24 protein-coding genes are annotated in these 23,145 nt (G+C 53.5%); 8 read left to right on the top strand and 16 right to left on the bottom strand.

All coding sequences use genetic code 11. The features are described 5' to 3' along the window. Positions 1-163 precede the first annotated feature (163 nt). Genes HF685_RS00370 through HF685_RS00360 form a run of 3 tightly spaced genes read left to right on the top strand, consistent with a single transcriptional unit; the run spans position 164 to position 3,116 of the window. A complete protein-coding gene (locus HF685_RS00370; RefSeq protein WP_168817602.1) occupies positions 164-1,450 on the top strand; it encodes an MFS transporter in 1,287 nt (428 codons plus the stop codon). Between the two features lie 11 nt (positions 1,451-1,461). Beyond that, complete coding sequence (gene cysK / locus HF685_RS00365; protein ID WP_168817600.1) at positions 1,462-2,382, top strand: cysteine synthase A; 921 nt, start codon at positions 1,462-1,464, stop codon at positions 2,380-2,382. After that, complete coding sequence (locus HF685_RS00360) at positions 2,379-3,116, top strand: dienelactone hydrolase family protein (protein WP_168817598.1); 738 nt, start codon at positions 2,379-2,381, stop codon at positions 3,114-3,116. The genes cysK and HF685_RS00360 overlap by 4 nt, the downstream gene beginning before the upstream one ends. A 49-nt stretch (positions 3,117-3,165) precedes the next feature. Here the strand turns inward: HF685_RS00360 and HF685_RS00355 are convergent, their stop codons facing one another. Both HF685_RS00355 and HF685_RS16040 read right to left on the bottom strand, forming a co-directional pair. Next, positions 3,166-3,477: a hypothetical protein gene (locus tag HF685_RS00355; protein WP_168817596.1), complete on the bottom strand. Its 312-nt coding sequence runs from the start codon at positions 3,475-3,477 to the stop codon at positions 3,166-3,168. 154 nt (positions 3,478-3,631) lie between these two features. Next, positions 3,632-3,886 carry a hypothetical protein gene (locus tag HF685_RS16040; protein WP_211051271.1) on the bottom strand — a complete coding sequence of 85 codons (255 nt, stop codon included), beginning with the start codon at positions 3,884-3,886 and terminating at the stop codon, positions 3,632-3,634. Between the two features lie 49 nt (positions 3,887-3,935). Between HF685_RS16040 and HF685_RS00350 the strand changes: the two genes are divergently transcribed. Next, positions 3,936-4,529: an aspartyl/asparaginyl beta-hydroxylase domain-containing protein gene (locus HF685_RS00350; RefSeq protein WP_211051269.1), complete on the top strand. Its 594-nt coding sequence runs from the start codon at positions 3,936-3,938 to the stop codon at positions 4,527-4,529. A gap of 18 nt (positions 4,530-4,547) precedes the next feature. Here the strand turns inward: HF685_RS00350 and HF685_RS00345 are convergent, their stop codons facing one another. The 4 genes from HF685_RS00345 to hisI are packed head-to-tail and all read right to left on the bottom strand — an operon-like array spanning position 4,548 to position 7,772. Continuing rightward, complete coding sequence (locus HF685_RS00345) at positions 4,548-6,350, bottom strand: acyl-CoA dehydrogenase C-terminal domain-containing protein (protein ID WP_168817592.1); 1,803 nt, start codon at positions 6,348-6,350, stop codon at positions 4,548-4,550. A gap of 54 nt (positions 6,351-6,404) precedes the next feature. Beyond that, positions 6,405-6,842: a MerR family transcriptional regulator gene (locus HF685_RS00340; protein ID WP_168817590.1), complete on the bottom strand. Its 438-nt coding sequence runs from the start codon at positions 6,840-6,842 to the stop codon at positions 6,405-6,407. Between the two features lie 37 nt (positions 6,843-6,879). Continuing rightward, positions 6,880-7,404, bottom strand: coding sequence for a hypothetical protein (locus HF685_RS00335; protein WP_168817588.1), 525 nt, complete (start codon positions 7,402-7,404; stop codon positions 6,880-6,882). Continuing rightward, positions 7,401-7,772: a phosphoribosyl-AMP cyclohydrolase gene (hisI, locus tag HF685_RS00330; protein ID WP_168817586.1), complete on the bottom strand. Its 372-nt coding sequence runs from the start codon at positions 7,770-7,772 to the stop codon at positions 7,401-7,403. The genes HF685_RS00335 and hisI overlap by 4 nt, the downstream gene beginning before the upstream one ends. A gap of 208 nt (positions 7,773-7,980) precedes the next feature. On the opposite strand from hisI, the gene purF reads away from it, so the two are divergent. Both purF and HF685_RS00320 read left to right on the top strand, forming a co-directional pair. Continuing rightward, the gene (gene purF, locus HF685_RS00325) at positions 7,981-9,495 is read left to right on the top strand and encodes an amidophosphoribosyltransferase (protein WP_168817583.1); all 1,515 of its coding nucleotides are present in this window, start codon (positions 7,981-7,983) and stop codon (positions 9,493-9,495) included. 9 nt (positions 9,496-9,504) lie between these two features. Next, positions 9,505-10,215 (top strand): SDR family NAD(P)-dependent oxidoreductase, encoded by a 711-nt coding sequence (locus tag HF685_RS00320; protein WP_425500166.1) that lies wholly within the window; start codon positions 9,505-9,507, stop codon positions 10,213-10,215. Positions 10,216-10,318: 103 nt separating this feature from the next. Here the strand turns inward: HF685_RS00320 and HF685_RS00315 are convergent, their stop codons facing one another. From HF685_RS00315 to HF685_RS00280, 8 genes are all read right to left on the bottom strand, one after another. Continuing rightward, the gene (locus HF685_RS00315; RefSeq protein WP_246218673.1) at positions 10,319-11,452 is read right to left on the bottom strand and encodes a serine hydrolase domain-containing protein; all 1,134 of its coding nucleotides are present in this window, start codon (positions 11,450-11,452) and stop codon (positions 10,319-10,321) included. 90 nt (positions 11,453-11,542) lie between these two features. Next, the gene (locus tag HF685_RS00310; protein WP_168817579.1) at positions 11,543-12,799 is read right to left on the bottom strand and encodes an SAM-dependent methyltransferase; all 1,257 of its coding nucleotides are present in this window, start codon (positions 12,797-12,799) and stop codon (positions 11,543-11,545) included. Between the two features lie 74 nt (positions 12,800-12,873). Next, positions 12,874-13,662 (bottom strand): SDR family NAD(P)-dependent oxidoreductase, encoded by a 789-nt coding sequence (locus HF685_RS00305; protein ID WP_168817577.1) that lies wholly within the window; start codon positions 13,660-13,662, stop codon positions 12,874-12,876. A gap of 160 nt (positions 13,663-13,822) precedes the next feature. Then, positions 13,823-15,226: a cryptochrome/photolyase family protein gene (locus HF685_RS00300; protein ID WP_168817575.1), complete on the bottom strand. Its 1,404-nt coding sequence runs from the start codon at positions 15,224-15,226 to the stop codon at positions 13,823-13,825. A 14-nt stretch (positions 15,227-15,240) separates the two neighbouring features. Beyond that, complete coding sequence (locus HF685_RS00295) at positions 15,241-16,236, bottom strand: metal-dependent hydrolase (RefSeq protein WP_168817573.1); 996 nt, start codon at positions 16,234-16,236, stop codon at positions 15,241-15,243. Between the two features lie 90 nt (positions 16,237-16,326). Next, positions 16,327-16,728 carry a GxxExxY protein gene (locus HF685_RS00290; RefSeq protein ID WP_168817571.1) on the bottom strand — a complete coding sequence of 134 codons (402 nt, stop codon included), beginning with the start codon at positions 16,726-16,728 and terminating at the stop codon, positions 16,327-16,329. A gap of 44 nt (positions 16,729-16,772) precedes the next feature. Further along, entirely contained in the window at positions 16,773-17,810 is a 1,038-nt protein-coding gene (locus tag HF685_RS00285) for a 2-oxoacid:ferredoxin oxidoreductase subunit beta (RefSeq protein WP_168817569.1), read from the bottom strand. After that, positions 17,807-19,696 (bottom strand): 2-oxoacid:acceptor oxidoreductase subunit alpha, encoded by a 1,890-nt coding sequence (locus HF685_RS00280; RefSeq protein WP_168817567.1) that lies wholly within the window; start codon positions 19,694-19,696, stop codon positions 17,807-17,809. The genes HF685_RS00285 and HF685_RS00280 overlap by 4 nt, the downstream gene beginning before the upstream one ends. 177 nt (positions 19,697-19,873) lie before the next feature. On the opposite strand from HF685_RS00280, the gene HF685_RS00275 reads away from it, so the two are divergent. Together HF685_RS00275 and HF685_RS00270 are read left to right on the top strand one after the other, a co-directional pair. Continuing rightward, the gene (locus HF685_RS00275; protein WP_168817565.1) at positions 19,874-20,818 is read left to right on the top strand and encodes an alpha/beta hydrolase; all 945 of its coding nucleotides are present in this window, start codon (positions 19,874-19,876) and stop codon (positions 20,816-20,818) included. Between the two features lie 41 nt (positions 20,819-20,859). Then, positions 20,860-21,303: an RNA pyrophosphohydrolase gene (locus HF685_RS00270; RefSeq protein WP_168821055.1), complete on the top strand. Its 444-nt coding sequence runs from the start codon at positions 20,860-20,862 to the stop codon at positions 21,301-21,303. A 74-nt stretch (positions 21,304-21,377) separates the two neighbouring features. On the opposite strand, the gene HF685_RS00265 is transcribed toward HF685_RS00270, so the two are convergent. Further along, complete coding sequence (locus tag HF685_RS00265) at positions 21,378-21,908, bottom strand: tetratricopeptide repeat protein (RefSeq protein WP_168817563.1); 531 nt, start codon at positions 21,906-21,908, stop codon at positions 21,378-21,380. A 69-nt stretch (positions 21,909-21,977) separates the two neighbouring features. After that, positions 21,978-23,138, bottom strand: coding sequence for an RsmB/NOP family class I SAM-dependent RNA methyltransferase (locus HF685_RS00260; protein ID WP_343040066.1), 1,161 nt, complete (start codon positions 23,136-23,138; stop codon positions 21,978-21,980). Positions 23,139-23,145: the final 7 nt, after the last annotated feature.

Here is a 23,145-nt window from a genome sequence, read left to right as displayed (position 1 = left end):
TATCCTCTTCCGCGGCTGCTGCCGTCTCGATCCCTGTTGACACGGGTTGCCACAAAGCAAGGCGGTTTGACCAGACCTATTCGACGAAATACGCTGAGGAATTTGCTCAATCCAATAGACGAAGCGATTGCAGCGATGACAGGTTGTCGCTAGCAGATAGGGTGTGAGCACATCTGCCCCTCATCCCTTTACCATAGCTAATTTTCGCTATCTCTGGTTTTCGCGACTTGCATCAATGATCGCGCTTTACTCCATGATGCTGATCCTCGGTTGGCAAGCCTATAACTTGGCACGCGAAGACATGGGCATTGGTGCGTCAGCCGGCATATTGGGGCTGCTTGGTTTGCTGCAGTTTGTGCCTTTGTTTATCTTGACCCCATTGGTCGGCTGGGTTGCCGATCATCTCGACCGCAGGTGGATTGCGCGGACAGTGCTCGGCGCACAAGCAATAATCGCGCTCGCATTGGCATTGCTGACCTTAACTGAACATATTACTTTGTGGTGGATCTACGGCATCTCGGTTTTGCTTGGAATCTGCCGTGCCTTCCTTGGCCCTGCCATCACCTCACTCGCACCCAATCTCGTGCCGAAAGAATCGCTGCCCCGCGCCATCGCACTCTCGACAATTGCGTGGCAAGTCGGGGTAATTGCCGGACCGGGGCTGGCCGGGCCTTTTTACAAGATTGCACCTGCACTGCCCTATTTTGTGTCAACCGCGCTCTACACGCTGGCGATGCTCGCGATCTTCATGATCGGACCCGTTGCGCGCAGCGCGATTGATCGTACCAAAGGTCCAATCAAGCAGGTAATGGATGGCATGTCTTACGTCTGGACGAATAAACTGGTCCTGGGCGCAATAACGCTTGATTTACTGGTGATGTTTCTGGCCGGAGCGACCGCCATGATCCCGGTCTTTGCCAAAGACATCTTGGGTGCGGGAGAAATCGGCTTGTCTCTGCTTGCTGCATCACCAGCCGTCGGCGCGGTTATCGTTGCAGGCATTTTCTCCTTCGCGCCTTTGTCGAAGAATGTCGGAAATATTATGCTGGTGGCAATGGCAGTATTCGGGCTCGCGACTATCGGCTTTGGCTTCAGTAAATCTCTCCCTCTGTCAATGTTCTGCCTCGCCATTTGCGGTGCCGCCGATATGTTCGGCGTCTATGTGCGCAGTTCTTTGATCCAGCTGCACACGCCCGATGAAAAGCGCGGGCGGGTCAATGCCGTCAGCCAGATGACGATCAGCGCGTCCAATGAATTGGGTGATGCATTGTCGGGCGGACTCGCCGTGTTATTTGGTCCCATCGCAGCCATTGTCGCGGGCGGTGCAGGTGCTATAGCAGTTGTCGGATTATGGTCGCGGTTGTTTCCGCAACTGGGTGCGGCAAAGACTTTTGATCCGCCAGAGAATTTACAACCGGTTTCAGCAGAAATCGGTAAAGACACTAATTAGGAGCCAAGATAATGATTGCTAACAGCATATTGGAAACAATAGGAAATACACCGCATATCAAAATGCAGCGCCTGTTTGGTGATGCCAACGTCTGGATCAAATCGGAACGCTCCAATCCCGGTGGTTCGATCAAGGATCGCATCGGATTGGCGATGATCGAAGATGCCGAGAAATCCGGCGCGCTACAACCCGGTGGTACGATTATCGAACCGACATCGGGCAATACCGGTGTTGGCCTCGCAATGGTAGCGGCTGTTAAAGGCTATAAGCTGATATTGGTGATGCCTGAATCGATGTCGCTGGAACGCCGCCGTTTGATGTTGGCCTATGGCGCGTCCTTCGATCTCAGCCCAAAAGAAAAGGGCATGAAAGGTGCCATTGAGCGCGCCCAGGAATTGATCGACAGCACTCCTGGAGCATGGATGCCGCAGCAGTTTGAAAATCCAGCGAATTTTGAAGTGCACAAACGCACCACCGCTTTGGAAATCTATGAAGATTTCAAGGATAATCCGCTCGATGCAATAATCACTGGCGTCGGCACCGGCGGGCACATCACGGGCGTTGCAGAAGTGCTGAAGGGAAAGTGGCCGGGCTTGAAAGTTTATGCGGTTGAGCCGGCAGGTTCGCCGGTCATCAGCGGTGGTCAACCTGGACCGCACCCAATTCAGGGCATTGGTGCCGGCTTCATTCCTGGCAATTTGCATACCCAAAGCATTGACGGTGCGATCACCGTCGAGCCTGCGGACGCAAAAGCGATGGCACTGCGCGCCGCCAAGGAAGAAGGCATGCTGGTGGGCATAAGCTCCGGCGCAACGCTGGCGGCAATCGCGCAAAAACTGCCCGAGCTTGGCGACAGCGCCAAGGTACTCGGGTTTAACTACGACACCGGCGAGCGATATCTCTCCGTGCCTGAGTTCTTGCCTGAAGAATGAGCTCAATCGAAGTAACCACCTTCACCTATCGACATGGTGACGTCGAACTGGCTGGCTATATGGCCCAGCCAAGCCGGTATCCCCGCGCGGCGATATTGATCGTGCCGACCATTGCCGGACCCAACCAGATTATGTTTGACCGGGCAAAATGGCTTGCTTCTATCGGCTATTCCGCGATGGTTTGCGACATATATGGCAAGGGCGAGATTACCGATATGCAGGAAGGCCGCCGGTTGGCTGGTGAGTTGCGCGCTGATCCGGAATATTATCGCGAACGGTTTCGCTGCGCTCTCGACGAGTTGCGGGTACGGTCCAAACTCGCCAATCACCGTCTGGCCGCCATAGGCTATTGCATGGGCGGTGAAATCGTTCTGGAAATGGCGCGCGGCGGCGAAGACCTGGCGCTGGTCGTCAGTTTCCACGGGCTATTGGCGACGCCGCTCCCGGCCAAGCGAGGAACAATCATTCCCCGCGTGCTGGTTTGTCACGGACGGGCCGACCCGCTGGTTCCGCCTAAGCAGGTGCGGGCGTTCCTCGAAGAAATGGATATTGCAGGCGCAAATTGCCATATGCATATTTATTCAGGCGTGGTGCACGGATTCACTGATCCGGCCAGCAACAGCAAGCCTCTTGATGCTGTGTCCTATGATGCTTCGGCTGATCGGCAGAGCAAGGCAGCGATGCTGAGCATGTTTGATGAATTATTCGGACCGGAAAAAACGCCGGCCAACTAAAGCCAACCGGCGTTTTCACTTTGCGACCCTGAGGGTAACTTTTATGGGCTTAATCGGGTTTGCCGTCACCATCGTCGTCGAGCAAATCCGGCTTGCCATCAGCATCTGTGTCCCAGGCGTCCGGCGCACCGTCGCCACTGCGATCCCATGCATCGGGCGTACCATCGCCGTTGGTATCAATGGTGGGTGCTGGAACTTCAGACATGGCATCATCAGCGGGTGCTTCTTGCGCGGCTGTCTGTTCGACGCCGGCCTCTTCCGTCGGCGAAGCGGCGTTGGCAGCAACTGACAATCCGAGCCCTGCCGTCAGCAGGTACGGTGTCAACCGAAGCGCGCGTTTTTGTGTGGTTTTGGAATGCATTGCATATACTCCTGATGCAGATCATTCCCCTGTCCTGAAAGGGTTTGCGACAATCGCTGCCGCTAGTCCAGTTGCCCGCGATAATTTGGGTGGAAAAGGCGGTAGTCCGGGGCTTTTTGTTCATTCATCGCAATCCCGTAACCGTTTGCCGTATTCATAACGTCAATGCCGCGATGACAGAATCAAGTCGCTTCTTTGTCGAAATTTCGTCACATTTGGCGGTAAAATCAGTACAACAGGGTCGGGTCACTATTGTTGTGAGAGCGAAAGCCATGACCAATTTAAACGGAAACACAAAGGCAAATTCACCCGCGCCGCGACCATTAATAATCTCCGTCGGAAAACGGCTACGCAATAGCCTGAACAGGATTACTTCCTCACAATCCCGCATACCGGTTTCCCCGATCATTGATCCTGAGACATTTGATTGGACCGCGGAGGTTGCAGAGAACTGGCGAATGATTGCCACAGAAGCCAGCCAGATATTGCGCTTTCGCGATGCTGTGCCGCCGCTGAAAGAAATCTCTCCAGATCACGCCCGTATTGCCGGCGACGGTAATTGGCGTTCGTTCTTTCTGGTCGGCTACGGATTTGAAGTACCGGAAAATTGCGCCCGGGCTCCGGTAACCGCTGCACTGGTGAAAAAAATTCCTGACCTCAACTCGGCGTTTTTCTCCATCCTCGACCCCGGAGCGGTTATTCCCCGGCATCGCGGCGTTACGCGGGGGTTAGTGACCTGCCATCTCGGGCTGTCGATTCCGCACCCACCGGAGAAATGTACCATGCAGGTGGAAGATATGGACCTGCACTGGAACGAAGGAAAATGGCTGGTGTTTGACGACAGCTATTTTCATCAAGTGCACAATGATACCGACCAGCGACGCATCATTCTGCTGATTCAGGTTAAACGTCCGATGCGATTGCTTGGCCGATTGGTCAACGACTTCGCGCTATGGAATATCCGGCGGTCACCCTTTGTGCAGGATGCCCGCCAGAATCTGGGACAATGGGAAGAAGCCTTTCAGAACGCCGAACGGAACGAAGCAGCCTGAAAGCGTTCCTCAGCGCCCCTAAGCTACAGCGAACATATCCGGCTCGAGTGCCATAATCGCTTCGCTCCCGGCTTCAATTTTACGCCGCAAAGCTCCTGCTTCGGGCATGAAACGTTCAGAAAAATAACGCGCTGTCATTAGCTTGGTTTCATAGAAAGCAGAGTTATCAGCGCCTGAATCAAGGGCTGCTTGCGCCGCCTCCGCCATGCGCAGCCATTGCAGACCAAGCGCAACAATACCCATCATGTGCATATAGTGATGCGCGCCGGCTCCCACATTATTGGGGTTCGCCATGCCATTTTGCATGAACCACATGGTTGCAGCCTTGAGTTCGCCATTTGTCTTTTCCAGACGCGTGGCAAAATCCGCAAGCTTCCCATTGCTCTTGGCGGAAGCACACTCGTCATCCACTACTTTGAAAAATCTCTGGACGGCGCGGCCACCATTTTGAGCCAGTTTACGGCCAACCAAATCCATTGCCTGAACACCATTCGTGCCCTCATAAATCATCGCAATCCGGGCATCGCGGACATATTGTTCCATACCCCATTCCGCAATGTAACCGTGGCCACCATAAACTTGCTGGGCATTAGTTGCGACTTCATAGCCTTTGTCTGTGCCATAGCCTTTAATGACCGGTGTCAGCAGAGAAAGCAGATCATCTGCCATTTCGCGCTCTTCTTCGGTCTGCGCCTTGTTTTCAAGATCCGCCTGAAGGGCAGCCCATAAACATAGCGCCCGCATGCCTTCGGTAAACGCCTTGCCATCCAGCAACATGCGGCGGACATCAGGATGCACAAACAGCGTATCGGCTTTCTCATCGAGATCTTTCGGCCCTGTGAGCGCTCGTCCCTGCCGGCGATCATTCGCGTAGTGTACCGCGTTTTGGTAAGCGACTTCCGCTACGCCCAATCCCTGCTGTCCCACGCCAAGACGCGCGACGTTCATCATGATAAACATCGCGGCGAGACCTTTATTCTCTTCACCCACCAGATATCCGGTCGCCCCGTCATAATTCATGACGCAGGTGGAGTTTCCGTGAATACCCATTTTATGCTCGATCGAGCCGCATGACACCGCATTGCGCTCGCCCAGTGACCCATCATCACCAACGATGAACTTCGGCACGATGAACAGCGAGATACCTTTTACACTATCAGGCGCATCGGGAGTCTTTGCCAGTACGAGGTGGATGATGTTCTCCGCCATATCGTGTTCACCAGACGAAATGAAGATTTTCGTGCCAGTAATCGCAAAGCTGCCATCGTCGTTGGGCATTGCCTTGGTACGGATTAGTCCCAGATCGGTGCCGCAATGGGGCTCGGTAAGATTCATGGTTCCAGTCCATTCACCAGACACCATCTTGGGAACAAACTTCTCTTTCTGTTCCTGGCTGCCTTTTGCCAAAATCGACGAAATCGCACCGTGGGTCAGGCCGGGATACATCGCAAAAGCCATGTTACCGCTAGCCATATATTCTTCAAAAGCCATTGAAACGATGTGCGGCATACCCTGACCGCCAAATTCTTCCGGAGCACCCAAGGTTCCCCAACCAGCTTCCCGATATTGCTGATAGGCGTCTTTGAAACCGGTTGGCGTGGTCACGCTGCCATCATCATGGCGGGTACAACCTTCCTGATCACCCACTTGATTGAGCGGAAAGAGCACATTTTCAATAAATTTCCCACCCTCGGTCAGGATGGCATCTATCATGTCCGGACTAGCATTTTCAAATCCGGGCAAATTGGAGAAGCGTTCGATCCCTAGGACATTGTTTATGATGAACTGGGTATCGCGGACAGGGGCTGTATAACTGGGCATAATATATACCTTTTTCTAAATGGAAACGGCCGAACAATATCGGCAAACTATCCTCTATTTTTGCTGCGCTTTTGCTTCCGCCATGGCGTTCTGCACAGTCTTTATAAAACCGGTAAGTTCCTTGATCGAGCTATCGATGTCAGCGCGCTGTTTTTTCAGCACATCCACTTTTTCCTGACATTTCTCAAGCGTCACCTGCATCTGGGTGATGCGGCCATCGCCCAAATCATATAAGTCAATCATCTCGCGAATTTCGACGAGACTGAAACCGACATTTTTTGCGCGCATGATCCAGGCAAGCCGCGCGCGGTCTCGTTTGGTATAGATGCGAGACAATCCTTTGCGATGGGGAGCTATAAGCCCCTCATCCTCATAGAAACGAAGCGCACGTGCAGTGACGCCAAATTCCTCGGACAAATCGGAAATCGTATAGGTTTCGCGATTTTTGAGGTCCGGCGTATCAATCTCGGCATGATTGAGCGTTTGCGACATGACATTCATATAGCTTACGCTAACGTAAACGTCAATATTATCCGCCGGGGCAAAGATTCTCGATATCACGACCACGAGTCGAGCGAGCGACGGCATCACCCTCGCCCACTAGATAAAAACTTACACCATCAAAGCCGGCGCGCGGAGAACAATAGGATGCACAAGCTTCCGGCAAATTACCCGGCAACTGTAACTCCACACCATCAAAGCTAGCGGTGAAGCTACAGGCCTTCTTGCTGTTCAATGTAATGTTTATGTTTTCGCCAGCGCGCGAGGCCTCACCCATTCCTTCGCACTTACTATCAGGACCGAAGACGGCAATCATACCAACTTGATAGCCCCGCTCATCATTGCCAACCGCGCAAAAACTATCTGTTCCCAGATCGCTTTGCCGTTCAAACGCTCCGGACAATGTAACATTGCGGATATCGGGGATTACACCCGCCTCAATCGCTGCTTGTTCCAGTGAAGATGGTTCTGCGACATCGGCAGACTCGCCAGTCGATGTGGCGTCACAGGCAGATAAGGAGCAGATACAAATTGCTGCGAGCAGAAATCTCATTCGGCTTGCTCCAGGGCGCCGTCTTGGATTTTTCGATAGAAACAACTTGTTGCTCCCGTGTGACAGGCTGGGCCCGCAGGCCTGGCCGTGATCCACAATGCGTCCTGATCGCAATCGATTCGGACTCCCGTCATTTCCAAAATATTGCCCGATGTCTCACCCTTCTTCCAAAGCTGCTGACGCGAGCGGGAAAAGAAATGCACAATGCCGGTATCAAGGGTCAGCTTCAACGCCTCGGCATTCATGTGGGCCACCATGAGCACGTCGCGGGACGAATCATCTGTCACGACGGCTGTGATCAAACCGTTAGAATCATACTTGGGGTCGAGTTTACTGCCGGTTTCCCGGTCTGAATTTTGATCTGCCATTCATTTGAATTACGGGCACCATCGGTGTGGTGCAACGCAATTCCAGTGTTTATTGGCAAACACAGTTGCCAACATCGCAACCGGCGACACGATTATGATATATTTATGACTATTGGGGGAAGACAAACCGGCGTTTCATTCCTATATCGCTGCCATCCCGCCCGATGCAGCTAGTGAAGCGATTCTCGGGTAGCAAACAAGGTGAGCCATGATTACCACCCACCCGTTTGACGATGACAAGCTAAGAGAAGAGTGCGGCGTTTTTGGCGTTGCCGGAGCAGAAGACGCTGCTGCGATGGTGGCCCTTGGCCTCCATGCGCTGCAGCACCGCGGACAGGAAGCGGCGGGCATAACGGCGCGAAACGGTCGCGAGTTCTACAGCCACCGTGCACTCGGCCCGGTTGCCGGAAATTTCGATAGCCAGGAAATTATGGACAGATTGCGCGGCGACTATGCCTGCGGTCATGTGCGCTATTCCACAACGGGCGCAGGCACTTTGCGAAACATTCAACCGCTGGAAGCAGACCTTGCCTCCGGCGGTTTTGCTATCGCCCATAATGGTAATATCTCAAACGCGCTGAAATTGCGCCACGAACTGGTGCGCACCGGATCAATCTTCCAATCAACCAGCGACACGGAAGTCATCATCCACCTGGTGGCTACCTCTCAATATCGCACATTGCTTGATAAATTCATTGATGCGTTGCGCCGCGTTGAAGGTGCTTATTCACTGATCTGCATGACGCCGGAAGGCATGATCGCCTGCCGAGATCCGTTGGGAATACGGCCTCTCGTCATTGGCAAAGTGGGCGATGCTTATGTTTTTGCTTCAGAAACTGTCGCGCTTGATCTCGTGGGCGCCGAATATGTTCGCAGCGTTGAAGCGGGCGAACTGGTGGTTGTCTCGGGCGGTGAATTACGCTCGCATCGGCCGTTTGGAACAACCAAGGCGCGCCCCTGCATTTTCGAGCACGTCTATTTTTCACGACCCGATTCAATTGTCGACGGCTCATCGGTCTATAGCGTCCGCAAAGCAATCGGCGCAGAACTCGCAATCGAAAATCCGGTTGATGCAGATTACGTGATTCCTGTACCCGATAGCGGAACGCCGGCAGCTATCGGATATGCGGAGCAATCCAAAATTCCATTCGAACTGGGAATAATTAGGTCCCACTATGTCGGACGAACCTTCATTCAGCCGGGCGATGGTGTTCGTCATTTGGGAGTAAAGCTCAAACATAATGCCAACCGGCCGCTGGTGAACGGCAAGAAAATCGTACTGATTGACGATTCGATTGTCCGTGGCACGACCAGCCTCAAAATCGTGCAAATGATGCGCGAGGCAGGCGCAGCGGAAGTCCACATGCGGATTGCGAGCCCGCCGACCATGCACAGCTGTTTTTATGGGGTGAACACACCCAAACGCGAAAAGCTGCTCGCATCAGCAAAATCTGTCGATGAGATGTGCGAATATATTCAGGCCGACAGCCTCTCCTTTGTATCTATTGATGGCCTCTACCGAGCTGTCGGAGAAGACGCGCGACAGGATATCCAGCCGCAATATTGCGATGCTTGCTTCACGGGCGCATATCCCACCCCGTTGACCGATCAGGACAGCAAGGAAGAGCCTGATCAACTGTCGATGCTCAACGAGCGCGTCGCACCCCGCGACAACTCTTCGCTGACAGAACAAGTGAACGAGCTGACCGAGCAGGTTGGCTAAATATGAAGTTTGTCGACTATGAAGTTTAAAAACCAACTGGCACTGGTCACCGGGGCCAGTCGCGGCATTGGCGCAGCGACCGCAATCTCTTTGGCCAAAGAAGGTGCGCATGTCATATTGACCGCGCGCACTGCGGGTGATCTCGAAGAAGTGGAAGAACATATCCACAGTGCTGGCGGCAATGCCACAATCGCGCCACTGGATTTGACCGACGGAGACAGCATCGGACGCCTCGCTACGGCTATTTCAGACCGCTGGGATGCGCTAGACATCATGGTGCTGAACGCTGCGATGTTGGGCTCTCTCGGACCGGTTACGGCGATTGACGGCAAAGAATTTAACAATGTGCTGACGCTCAACCTCATCGCGCAACAAGCTCTGATCGCTGCCTTTGATCCGATGATGCGTAAAAGCGCTGACGCCCGGCTGCTCGCGATTACAAGCAGCGTTGGTCGGTCGCCGCGTGCGTTCTGGGGTGCTTATGGCGCATCCAAAGCAGCGCTGGAAACCCTGATTTTGAGTTACGGCGAAGAAGTCCGCAATCTCGGTAAGATACGCACGGCGATTATCAACCCCGGCAAGACCCGCACCAAAATGCGCGCCCATGCTTATCCCGGGGAAGATCCTGCCAGTGTCAAAGAACCATCTGTCGTTGCAAACGGAATGGTTGAAATACTCGCCAGTGATTTTGAAACCGGCAAGCGCTTCGATTTAAGCTGAGCATGGCCATACAGCGATGTACTCCGCACTTGATGCGGAGCTCTATCGGCAAAGAAATCAAAGACCTCGCTAGCTCCGCATCAAGTGCGGAGCACGATATCAATTAGGCACCACCTTCCGCATCAATAGCAGCTTGCACCGCCCGATAAAATGCCCGGCGTTGCTCGCCCAGATCATCAGGCGTCGCACTCGGCCAGTTGCCATTGCTGGCAATCACCAGTTTTCGTTTGGGATCAATAAATATCCCCTGACCGAAAATGCCCTGCCCGGCAAAGCTGCCATCATCATAGGTCCACCATTGGTAGCCATAGCCACGACCAGGAATCGCAATATCGGCTTGTTTAATCCCTGCTTGCTCAAACCAACTATCGGGAACGACCGAAACGTCGCCAATTTTGCCGCCTTCCATCGCGAATTGACCGAATAATGCAAAATCCCTGACCGTCGCAGAAATACAGCATCCACCGATTTCTTTACCGCCGTCATTCAGCATCCAGACGGCATCTTTTTCCATGCCGTAAGGCACCCATATTTTCTCCGAGAGATACTCGGAAAGAGTCTTGCCCGTCGCCTTGGCAACCAGCACGCCAATCAAATTGGTTTCACCCGTATTATATTGCCAACGCGTGCCAGGCTTGGCCTCGCTTTTCAGCGTCTTCATATAGAGGATGATCGGATCGACACCGTCCTTCGATTTAGTAAGATTAAAAAGGGCGACGTCAGAATTTTTGTCCGCATAGTCTTCATTCCATTTGACGCCCGATGTCATGGTGAGAAGCTGCTTCACGGTAACCCCGTCATATCCGCTGCCTTTCAGTTCGGGGATATAGTTGGTCAGTGGATCATCGATAGATTTGATAAACCCGTCCTTGATAGCCGCACCAACCAGCGTTGAAACAAGCGACTTGGCGACCGAGAAGGATGTCCAGCGATCATCCTTATCAGAATCCATCCGATATTCTTCCAACCGGATTTTTCCGTCTTGCAGTATCACAAGACCCGCAGCACGTTGCGCGGCCATATAGTCGTCTATCGACATCGGCTTTCCATCGACATCAAACGTCGCAGGAAGCGGTGTTCCTTGCTCCAGTGCGCGGATATTATCACCAGCCTCAATGGTGTGTGTCGGTGCCAGAACCTCCATCTGGTGGAAAGCGTTGTCACGCTGGTCCTGAGTCCAGAATAACACGTTAGCGTCCGTGGGTAATCCGGCCGCATCCGCTGCGACCTTTTGCACTTTTTCGCATCCAGTCAGCGTCAAGCAAATCGCAGAAGCCAACCCCAAAAGTTTTACATACCTCACCTGATCGCTCTCCCACCATATTTATCATGTTTTTATCAAAGTGACTTGCGCCACATCAATGCTGCCAGCACGAAAACCGCCTTCACAATAAGCGAGATAGAAGCGCCACAGACGCACGAAATGCTCATCGAACCCCGCTGGCAAATCACCGTTTTCAACCACATCATCAAACCGCTCACGCCATATTTTCAGTGTCTCTGCATAGTCCATTCCGAAATTATGTTGATCCACCCAATCCAGACCGCGTTTTTCCGCCAGCGCACGGAACCGGCTTTCCGAAAGCAACATCCCGCCGGGGAAAATATACGTCTGTATAAAATCTGCACTGGCTGCATATTGCTCAAAAATATCATCGGCAATGCTGATATATTGAATCGCAGCCCGTCCGCCCGGCTTCAGATTGCGTGTAATACAATCCAGAAAGTCAGACCAGTATTTCTGCCCGACCGCTTCCACCATTTCCACGCTAGCTATCGCGTCATACTCACCAGCCACATCGCGATAGTCCTGAATGAGGAACTGCGCTTCCGGGTTATGTTTGCGCGCCCAATCAGTTTGTTCGTCAGACAACGAAATGCCGGTGACCTCGAGGCCATGGTCACGCGCCAAACTGCCAGACAAATGGCCCCAGCCGCAGCCGATTTCGAGCAACTTCTGTCCCGGCCTGGCGTCCAGTCGATTTGCGATTTCCGCGACTTTCTTCGCCTGCGCTTCCTCCAGCGATTCCGTTTTGCCCGCGTCATCCTCAAAAATGGCGCTGGAGTAGCTCATGGTTTTATCAAGCCAGAGCGCATAAAAATCATTGCCCAAATCATAATGATACTGGATGTTCTGGCGCGCCCGCGCTTTGTCATTACGCCGTTTGGAGTGTCGTGATTTGGCAATCAGGCGAAAGAGGCCGCCAGCGCGGCCAGTGTCTTTCAGGCCCGCACGGTTGCGGGGGAACAGATCAAACACATTGACCATATCCGGGCTTTCCCATTCGCCCAGTTCCCAGGCCCGATACCAACCGATGGTTCCGGAACTCACCAGTCGCAACAGAGACTTCCAGCTGTGCAATATTATCCTGGCGGTCGGCCCCTCGCCGCGTCCACCCAATATTCGCGTGGTACCATCGGGAAGCTGCGCTTCAAAGGTGCCGTGGTCCATGCCCGCGTCGATCCGGTCCAATATCCGATGGAACCCGGGCGCTGCTATGCGGGCAAGAAAACCGCCGCCAGTGCCAAAGCGCTTGCGCGCGTCGAGTAAATGGGTTCCCCGTTTCGGTGTTTCTGCGTTCATTCTGCAATAATGGACCACCGGTAACCGCTTGGCAATGCGGAACTATCCTTATCTTTGGCGTTATCCTTCTGGCCTTATTCCGCCCGTCCGGGAGCGGCGGCTGAACCGGCAAGAATCCCGCCATCAATGGTGATCTCCGTTCCCGTGATATAAGCAGCCTCATCCGAGGCCAAAAGCACAGCCACAGCGGCGACCTCGCTCGCCTCACCAAAACGCTGCATCGGCGTTTCTTTCACCATTGCCTTGATCGCTTCTTCGCGCTGCGGACCATCGCCCAGCATGGGTTCCCACATCGGCGTCATAATCGCCGCCGGGTGGATCGAGTTGCAGCGAATGTTCCAGCCATTTTGCGCGCAATATAGCGCGACCGTTTTGCTATGATTGCGGATGGCAGCCTTGGACGAAGCATAGGCGGCGGCGCCTGGAATTCCGACCATGCCAGAGCGCGAGGAGATATTGATGATGGAACCATTGCCCTTTCCCTTCATCGCTTTGATCGCATAGCGGCACCCCATGAAGGTACCGTCCAGATTGACTCGATGCACGGCACGCCAGTCCTCCAGCGACGCATTTTCCGGATCATGCGAGGCGGGGCCTGTTTCAAACCCAGTGATGCCCGCATTATTGACGACTACGTCTGCCGAGGGATACAGTTTTGCAAGCCGCTCCCAATGCGCCTCGTTCTGGACATCAAGCTCGAGAACTTCGCAGCCCAGCTCCTTCCCACATGCGTCCAGCTCGTCCAGTGAAATGTCGGTGAGCAGCACCGTCGCACGTTCATCGACAAATGCCTTTGCAATCGCTTTGCCAATACCACGTGCGGCGCCGGTGACCACGCAAAATTTTCCTGATAATTTTCGCATAAAACAGTCCTGATACAAATAGGGTTTTTGATCACAGTGGAGCCCTGCGATTCAATAATTTCTGATTTGCCTTGCGGCGACCTATTTGTTCATTGACCTGACACCTGTCGTGGTTGTGCAAATATCATAGCCCCAGTGACAGGGATTTGCAAACCTCAAGCTATTTGACCTTGGCATAGGCATCCAAAGCGCGTTGCCGCCCTTTTTTATGAGCTATGATTTTGGTAGGATAGCTATTCGGGCGGCACCCATGTTCTTCGGGATCGTGAATATAGGGATCGTCAAGGTTGACCAGCTCCGGCACCCATTTGCGGATATAATCACCGGCATTAAATTTCTCGGATTGGGTTAGCGGGGCCATAATCCGGACGAACATATTGCTATCAACGCCAGTACCAGCGCCCCATTGCCAGTTCACCGTATTACTGCCGTAATCCGCATCAACCAGCGTGTCCCAAAACCACTTCTCACCTTCGCGCCAGTCGATTAGCAAATGCTTGATGAGGAAACTGGAAGCTATCATCCGCACGCGATTGTGCATCCAGCCGGTCGCCCAGAGCTCGCGCATACCTGCGTCGACAATCGGATAACCGGTCTTTCCTTGGCTCCAAGCCTCAAAATCGGCTTGCACGTCGGTATCATTCAAGTCCCGCCAAGGCAGATCGCGCATTTTCTCGCGGTAACTTTCACCGCCATATTGCGGACATTGGTAGATCACATTCTGTGCGTAATCGCGCCACACCAGTTCCTTGAGATAGGTTTCAACGCTCTTGAAGGCGGCCGGGTCCTTTCCCGTGACGCGGTGCCAGATGTGGTTGGGGCTGATCTCGCCGAAATGCAGATGCGGAGACAGTCGGGAAACCAGTTGTTCCGATGGCAGATTACGACCTTCGTCATATTGTTTCGCTATGTCGACAAATGCGTCGAGATTGACGCGAGCGCCATCCTCTCCCGGCTTCCAGTTTTCGGCAAATCCCGTCGCCCAGTTCGGCTTGGTCGGTAGCAATTCCCAATCGTTCAGATCATCGCCATCGGGCCAGCTATTGGGCGCATTAATTTGTTGCGGTACCGGCTGCGGTTCGGGCGGCGGCATCGTTTCGCGCAAGGCCTTCCAGAACGGCGTGTAGATTTTATAGGGATCACCGCTGCCGGTGGTAATGGCTCCCGCCGGTTGCAGGTAATTGCCATCGTGCAGGACCAGTTCGCATTCATCATCCAGCGCGCCCTGCAAATGACTTTCCGCATTGAGCCACCAAGGTTCATAATGACGGAGGGCATGGATTTTGATAGCGCCGGTTTGCCGGGCGATATTGGCAAGAATTTCCGCACTGTCCCCGCTGCGCAGGATGAGGCGACTCCCTTTTTCTTCCAGGCGCTGCGCCAGCGAGGCCAATGAATGATGCAACCACCAGCGTGAGGCTCCGCCCATCTTGCGATGCTTGGGCGTTTCATCGTCCAGGATATAAACGGGAATGACGGGGCCTTCAGACGCTGCTGCAATAACAGCGGCCTGATCAGAAAGTCGCAGATCGCGGCGGAACCAGATGATGTTTGGTTTGGTCATGGCGGAATAACTAACTATTCCCCGCCCGGTTCCAACCTGTCTTTCGGGACAGCGGTTCGCACAACAAACCGGTCGCCGATCCCTGAAATCATAAACCGCTGGTCGCGCAACGTGACGAGAAAGTTCTCCCCTCTATCTTCGACAGTCGCCACCGGCATCCGGGTCCAGAACAGATAAGCGCGCGCCTCGGGGTCAATATACCCGGCCCTAGCAACAGCAGGATGGTCGAAATCATTTTGTGTACCCGGTTCACCAGCTTCTTTTTGATACCGCTCCACATCAGGCGAGAATATATCAAAATCTTTTTGGCCATAACGATCTTCGCTGCGCCAAAGCATCGCCCGTTTCCAGAACGTCACCGGGAGTGGATTGGCAACAACCAGCTCCGGTTCAACATGAGCGCTATATTTAAGCCAATGCGTCGTCCGCGCTTCCGCCACACCGGTAATCGCGCCATTTGCGAAAATATAGGCGCAGATAGCGGCGAAACTGATCCAGGCGGGGCGCTGCCAATTGCCCATATTACTTTTCTCTCGCCGACGCGAAATCCAGACGCCAGCGATAAGCGCGATCCATATCCAGATATCGATAATGAAGATCGAATCACCGGCGATCCAGGTGCTGCTGAACGGTTCGAGGACACGCACGCCATAGCTATTGAGCCAATCCATCGCCGGATGGCTCAGCGTGCCGATAAAGGCCAGCGCCAGCAACCAGCCCTTGTGAACCGGCAAACGCCCTTCCGGCCGCTTCCCGCGCTTCGCCTGCCAGCGATCAAAGCAGATCATCAATCCAGTAAGAATGAGCGGCAGGACAAGCATCGCGATCGGTCCATGTGTAAGTCCGCGACGGATTGCCAGATGCTGCTGCCCGCCCATAAGCACCGCCAACGCATCAATATCCGGGATGTTAGCCGCGATGATTAGCGTCGCCATGCCGAGGCCGGTTTTCTTTTTCAGGCCCATCTGGCCGAGTACTGCCCCGGCGAGGCTGTGGGTTAAGTTATCCATAGAGTGTCTTTTATTTTGATTCGCGCAAAGCCGCTAAAGCGTGAAGGGTTATCTCGCACGAAGACACGAAGGCACAAAGAGAAGAAGATTTTAAAAGGTTCTTTTGGGAGCATAATAATCATTGGACAGACGCTTAATGCCATCTTTGAAAGTATAAGAGCCAAAATTCATAAGAAATCCAAGCTGAAGATTCATCAGGCGGAGATAGGTGAGCACTTGTTTTGCGTGGACAGGAGCATGACGCTCAGTGGACTTAAGTTCAATCAAAAGTTGGCCTTCGACAATTATATCAGCGCGAAATGCCTCCTCCAGCACTTTGCCCTTAAATGTGATGGGAATTATTTTCTGCCTTTCGGCAGAAAGACCTTGATCCTTCAAACTCTCGAACAGCAAAACTTCATAAACGGACTCCAAAAGTCCCGGCCCGAATTCCTTATGAATCTTAAATCCGCAATTAACGGCAATTCGCGCAATCTCCTCAAGATCCTTCAAAACCTTCTTCGTGCCTTCGTGTCTTCGTGCGAGTCCATCAATCCTTATAACTCCGGGCCGTCAGCTCCGCTTTCACTAACCGTCCAAGTTTGCCCCTTGCTGAGCAAAGCCTGCAAATCAGGTTTCTTGCCTTCCGCAGCCTTGGCATTCTGCTCGACAACCGCCGCTTCAAAAGTCGGGCGAGGGTCATCATAGAGCACGCCGATTGCCATGGGAAACTCACCAAAAGGCATTTCGATCAGCATATGCGCTACCGAACGATTGGTGACGTCATGGACGATGACGCCTGCCGCCTGCCAATCGCCATCGACCACATCGACAACTTTGAGTTCTAGCGTTTCACGGTTTAGCGTGATGCCCTTTTCGCCTTTTTCAAACAGCATCGGTTCGCCATCAGCCAGCATTAACTGGGTCGAAGCTGCGGTCTTCTTCGCCGCAAATTCCTCGAATACGTCCTTGTTGTAGACGATACAATTTTGAAATATCTCGATAAATGACGCGCCCTTGTGCGCATGTGCCGCTTTCAGAACATCGGTCAGCCGCTTATCGATATCAATCCCGCGCGCGACAAACCGGGCGCCTGCCCCAAGAGCAAAAGCACAGGGGCTGGCCGGGCGATCCACCGACCCATAGGGCGTCGACGGGCTGCTTGTTCCTACCCGCGATGTTGGCGAATATTGGCCTTTGGTCAGGCCATAAATCTCATTATTGAACAGCATGATCTGGCAATCCAGATTTCGCCGCAACAAGTGCATCGTGTGATTGCCGCCAATCGAAAGCGCGTCACCATCGCCCGTTATGATCCAGACATCCAGATCAGGATTGGCAAGCTTCGCGCCGGTCGCCACCGCTGGCGCGCGGCCGTGGATTGTGTGGAATCCATAGGTTTCCATATAATAAGGAAAGCGAGACGAGCAGCCGATACCGCTGATAAACAACGTGTTTTCCGGTAACACGCCGAGTTCAGGCATCGTCCGCTGCACAGCTTTCAGGATCGCATAGTCACCGCAGCCCGGGCACCAGCGGACTTCCTGATCGGTTTCCCAATCTTTGAGGGTCGTTATTTTGGTCATCTCGTTCATGACAAATTCTCCTCAATCGCCGCTTCAATTTCGGCGATAGTAAACGGCTGACCGGACACTTTATTGACCGGTTTGGCATCGACCAAATACTGGTCACGCAAAACCGTTTTCAACTGTCCGGTGTTCATTTCCGGGACGATGATCCTGTCATAGCTTTTCAGCAAATCGCCCATATTCTTTGGCATTGGCCAGATATTGCGGATATGGATATGCGCGACATCTTTGCCCGCCTCCACCGCACGGCGCACCGCCTGATGGATGGGCCCGAAGGTTGAACCCCAACCGACAACGGCCAGCTTGCCGCCTGCTTTGCCGAGCGCAACGTCCTGATCGGCTATGCTGTCGGCAACACCGAGCACTTTATCACGCCGGATTTCGGTCATTTGTTGGTGGTTCGCCGCGCCGTAATCGATATGTCCGGTATCAATGCCTTTTTCGATGCCGCCAATCCGGTGCATTAGTTCCGGCGTGCCCGGTTTGATCCATGGGCGCGCGAGTTTCCTATCGCGACTATAGGGTTTCAGTCCATCTTCCGGCATTTTTTCGAGAAACGAGACCGGAAAAGGTTCGAGTGACGATACATCAGGAATCTTCCACGGTTCCGCTGCATTGGCGATATATCCATCGGTCAGAAGCATGACTGGCGTCATATATTGCACCGCAATCCGTACCGCCTCAATCGCGCATATAAAGGCATCGCTTGGCGAACGGGCAGCGATCACCGGCATCGGCGCATCGCCATTGCGGCCATAGACCGCCTGATAAAGATCCGATTGCTCGGTTTTGGTTGGCAGGCCGGTTGAAGGACCGCCACGTTGTGAGTTGACAATCACCAAAGGCAATTCGGTCATAATCGCAAGGCCCATCGCCTCGCCCTTCAGCGCAATGCCGGGTCCGGAAGATGAGGTAACACCGAGTTTACCGGCGTAGCTCGCCCCGATGGCCGCCGCGATAGCAGCAATCTCGTCTTCTGCCTGAAAAGTCGTGATGCCAAATTCTTTGAGCCGCGAAAGGTGATGCAAAATCGCCGAGGCGGGCGTGATCGGATAGCCGCCAAAGAACATTTGGAGACCCGCAAGCTGCGCCCCGGCCACCAATCCCAATGATATCGATTCCGCACCCGTAACCGTGCGATATTCGCCAGCTTCTGCCGGTGCAGCGCCGATTTTTCGCGTCTGTAGGTGACCCCCGCCCAGTCCGTCACCAGAGATTTCCGCGGTCTCGCCATAAGCATGACCAGCATTCAAGGCCGCAATATTGGCCGCAGCAACATCGGGCAGCTTGGCAAATTTGTTATTGAGCCAATCGACAATCGGCTGACGGTCGCGCTCGAACATCCACAGTGCAAGTCCCAGCGTCCACATATTCTTGGAACGCAGCGCTTCTTTGTTGCCCAGACCAAAGGGCTTCACCGCTTCCAGAGTCAGCTCGGATATGTTCAGTTTCAGCAATTGCCATTTAGCCAGCGAGCCGTCTTCGAGCGGATTCGTCTCATATTTGGCTTTGTCGAGATTGCGTTTCCCGAACTCGCCTTCGTCGGCGATGATCAAACCTCCGGTGCGTAGTGCATCAACGTTGGTCTTTAGCGCGGCCGGATTCATTGCAATTAAAACATCGGGTTGGTCGCCAGCCGTCTCAATCGCACGGCTACCAAAGTTAATCTGGAAAGCGGAAACACCGAATAATGTCCCCTGCGGCGCGCGGATTTCTGCCGGAAAGTCTGGAAAAGTCGCAAGATCGCTGCCTGCGAGCGCGGTAGACAAGGTAAATTGCCCGCCGGTAAGCTGCATCCCGTCGCCGCTATCGCCAGCAAAGCGGACGACTACGTTCTCCGCTCCCTCTGGTCCATTGTTACCAAGGTCGTCCTGCTTGAGAGCGGTAGCCATATTTGTTTTTCCGTACCCTTAACTGATCGGACCAGTCGTAGACCAGTTTCCGTGACCGCTTCAAACCATAAAAACTAATAGGGATAAAGCATTTGTTTGACTCCTCGTTGCAGATTAGGCCTTGCTTAGTGAACAGAGCCTGATCTAATCGACCAGTTAAATTGCAGGAGAAGATGGATGACCGACGCTTATGTAAGACCCGATGTGCAGATGATTTTGCAATTGCTCGAACAATCCGATCAGCCCTTGATGTCTGAGGTTGAGCCTGTTGCCGCACGCGAAATGTACAATATGATGGCCGCGATGCTGGAGGCCGATGCGGTCAAAATCGCACGCATAGAAGATTTCTCGTGCCCGGGGCCCGGCGGCGATATCGCGCTGCGGCTCTATGACAACCATGTGAAACGCACGGAAGAGACGCCGGTTATAGTCTTTTATCACGGCGGCGGCTTCGTGATCGGTGATCTCGATTCCCATCACAGCTTTTGCACTTATATTGCCAAACAGATGGATATACCTGTTGTCGCGGTCGATTACCGGCTTGCCCCGGAGGCTCCGTTTCCTGCCGCTCCTTTGGACAGTATTGCAGCGACGCGTTGGGTTGCGGACAATCAGGATGCGTTGGGATTAAAAATCAGCGGCTTGATCCCTTGCGGTGACAGTGCAGGCGGAAATCTGACTCTGGTCGTCGGACAAGTGCTGGCAGCCGAACCCGCATCAGTTCCGATTGTCGCACAATTTCCTATGTATCCGGCCACACGGATGGATGCCGAAGGCGGTTCAATGGATGAATTTGCCGATGGCTTTCTGTTGACCAAGGACAGCATGGACTATTTCTCAAGCCACTACGCGGCGAAAGACGATGACATCCACGTCTCACCCTATCTGGGAGACCTCTCCAAATCGCCGCCAACGGTTCTGGTGACTGCCGGTCTTGATCCACTGCGTGATCAGGGCCGTGCCTATGCAGCCGATCTTATCCAGCATGGTGTGAACACGACCTTCATTGAAATGCCCGGAAACGTGCATGGATTTATCAATATCCGCAAAGCCGTGCCTTCCGCCGCGCAGGATGTGGATAAAATGATTGCGGCGTGGAAAACACTTTTGGCGTCACTCTAGTGGATTTCTCGGACCTTCCTTACCGTCCCTGCGCCGGGATCATGCTAGCCAATAAAGACGGTAAAGTCTTTGTCGGTCAACGGCTTGACGCGGCAGCGAGCAAATATCCCGATGCCTGGCAAATGCCCCAGGGCGGGATTGATGATGGCGAGGACGCTGAAACCGCCGCTCTCCGTGAGCTAGAAGAAGAGACCGGGGTTACCGCTAACCATGTGACTATCATTGCCCGGTGCGCGGACGAATATCTCTATGACCTTCCGGTTGAGTTGCTCGGAAAGATCTGGAAAGGCAAATATCGCGGCCAGCGACAAAGCTGGTTCCTGATGCGGTTCAATGGTGACGATGCGCATATTAATATCCAGACGGCGCATGCGGAGTTTTCAAGCTGGAAATGGACGAACCCTGAAGACCTGCCGGAGATGATCGTTCCCTTCAAAAGGGACTTATACCGGTCGGTTCTGAAAGAATTTGAACCGCTGATTTAGCAAACCAGGACGCGAACCCTAGCAAAAAATATTCAGGCTAATTCAGGCTTCCATATATTCCATCAAATTGGAAATTATGGCGTTTCTGTAACCGGTTCTTCGTCACCGACCTGCGGTTTTGGCGTAACAGCCTGAGCCGACATTACCGGCATCTTCTCCGACTCTTTAATGACTGCAGCCAGCTTGTCGGTCTGGTCACAACGTGTCCGGCAAAGCGTTTCTATTCGCGAAAGGTTGATTTTGGCTTTTTCAACCGCGCCTCGCTGAACGAGCGCTTCACCCTGCCCTGACAAAGCGTCAAGATTATTGGGATCAAGAATGAGCGCCTCGCGATAGAGCCGGATCGCCTTGCCCGGCAATTTCTCTGCTCGGGCAATTTGGGCCAGCGCGATGAAGGCTGAGCCATTACGCGGATCAACCGCCAAAGCCGTTTCATATAGGTCCGTAGCCAGCACGAAATTTCCAGCATTTTGCGCTGCTTCACCCTGATTCATCAGTTCAACCGAGCGGGCCTTGATCTCGACATCGGCGGACTGAGAATAACCGGCACTCGAAACAGTAGCCAAAACCAGAGACATAGCAATCGCGGCGGGAGAAAAACGCATAATAAGCTCCATTAGACTTTCACGGCTTTTACCAGAATCACCTGCATCCGCGATTAACATGCGAAGCTATCACAATTTTTCGAGGCAGGTAAAATAAAAGCCATCCGTTCCGTCATGATACGGTGAAAGTAATATACCCCTACGATATGGGCGGCCTATCGGCAAATCAACATCTATATGCCGCCAGCCCGGGTTATTTGCCAGAAACACTTCGGTCTGATCGCCGCCTTCTTCATCCAGAAGCGAACAAACGGCATAAACTAGTCGCCCTCCGGATTTTACCAGTTCGCTGCCCAATTGAAGCAGTCGCTGCTGCAACTGCACCGTCTGCTGGAGCCGTTTTGGTGTCATCCGCCAGCGCAGCTCCGGATTCCTGCGCCATGTGCCTGTGCCTGTGCAAGGTGCATCAACCAGCACGATGTCGCATATACCGTTAAGCTGCGACAGCGCGTCCATTTCTTTATTGGGGGCCAACAGCAGCGTCTCAATGTTCCGCGCTCCAGCCCTGCGCATTCTCGGTTCAATGCGGCTCAGACGATTGCGGTCGGTATCGGCAGCGATGATACGGGCATCATTTTTGAATTGCGCTGCCATTCCCAGCGTTTTGCCGCCTGCCCCGGCGCAAAGATCCAAAACCAGTTCCGGTTCATTGAGCAAGCATGCTGCGACAATCGCCTGGCTTCCCAAATCCTGAATTTCGATCGCGCCGCTACCATAGCCCTCGCTCGCTTCGACGCTAGTGCCGGTTGGCAGACGCCAGGCATTGGGCAACGGGAGCTTTTCCGCCTCTGGCCAAATGGTAGCCACATCTGCGGCGAGTGCCTTTTTAGGATTGATACGAATATCCAATGCCGCGCGGTCAAACAATGCGGCCTTTTCAGCATCATCGATCAGAGCGACAAATCTTCCCTTGAGCCAATCCGGAATATTGGAACCATCAGCAACAGGTTCGTTCTCTGTGATCGTTGCAGGCCCGTAATCGGAGCCATCAAACAATTGCGCGAGTCCGGGTATTTCTTTGGCCAGCGCAACCATCGCCGCGCGACCGTTTTCCGGACGCTCACCAAATCGACGGATCGCCTCATAGACCAGTTCGCGGATTTTGCGGCGATCCCCCGAACCAGCATAACGCCGTGCTTTGAAGAACTTTTTGGCGATATTATCCGCTGATGCGCCATTATCCCGCGCAGCAATTATGATTTCATCGAGCAGCTCAATCGCTGCTTGCAAGCGCGCT

The organism is Parasphingorhabdus halotolerans (assembly GCF_012516475.1).
Classification (GTDB): domain Bacteria; phylum Pseudomonadota; class Alphaproteobacteria; order Sphingomonadales; family Sphingomonadaceae; genus Parasphingorhabdus; species Parasphingorhabdus halotolerans.
This window is presented reverse-complemented; position numbering and strand designations above follow the sequence as displayed.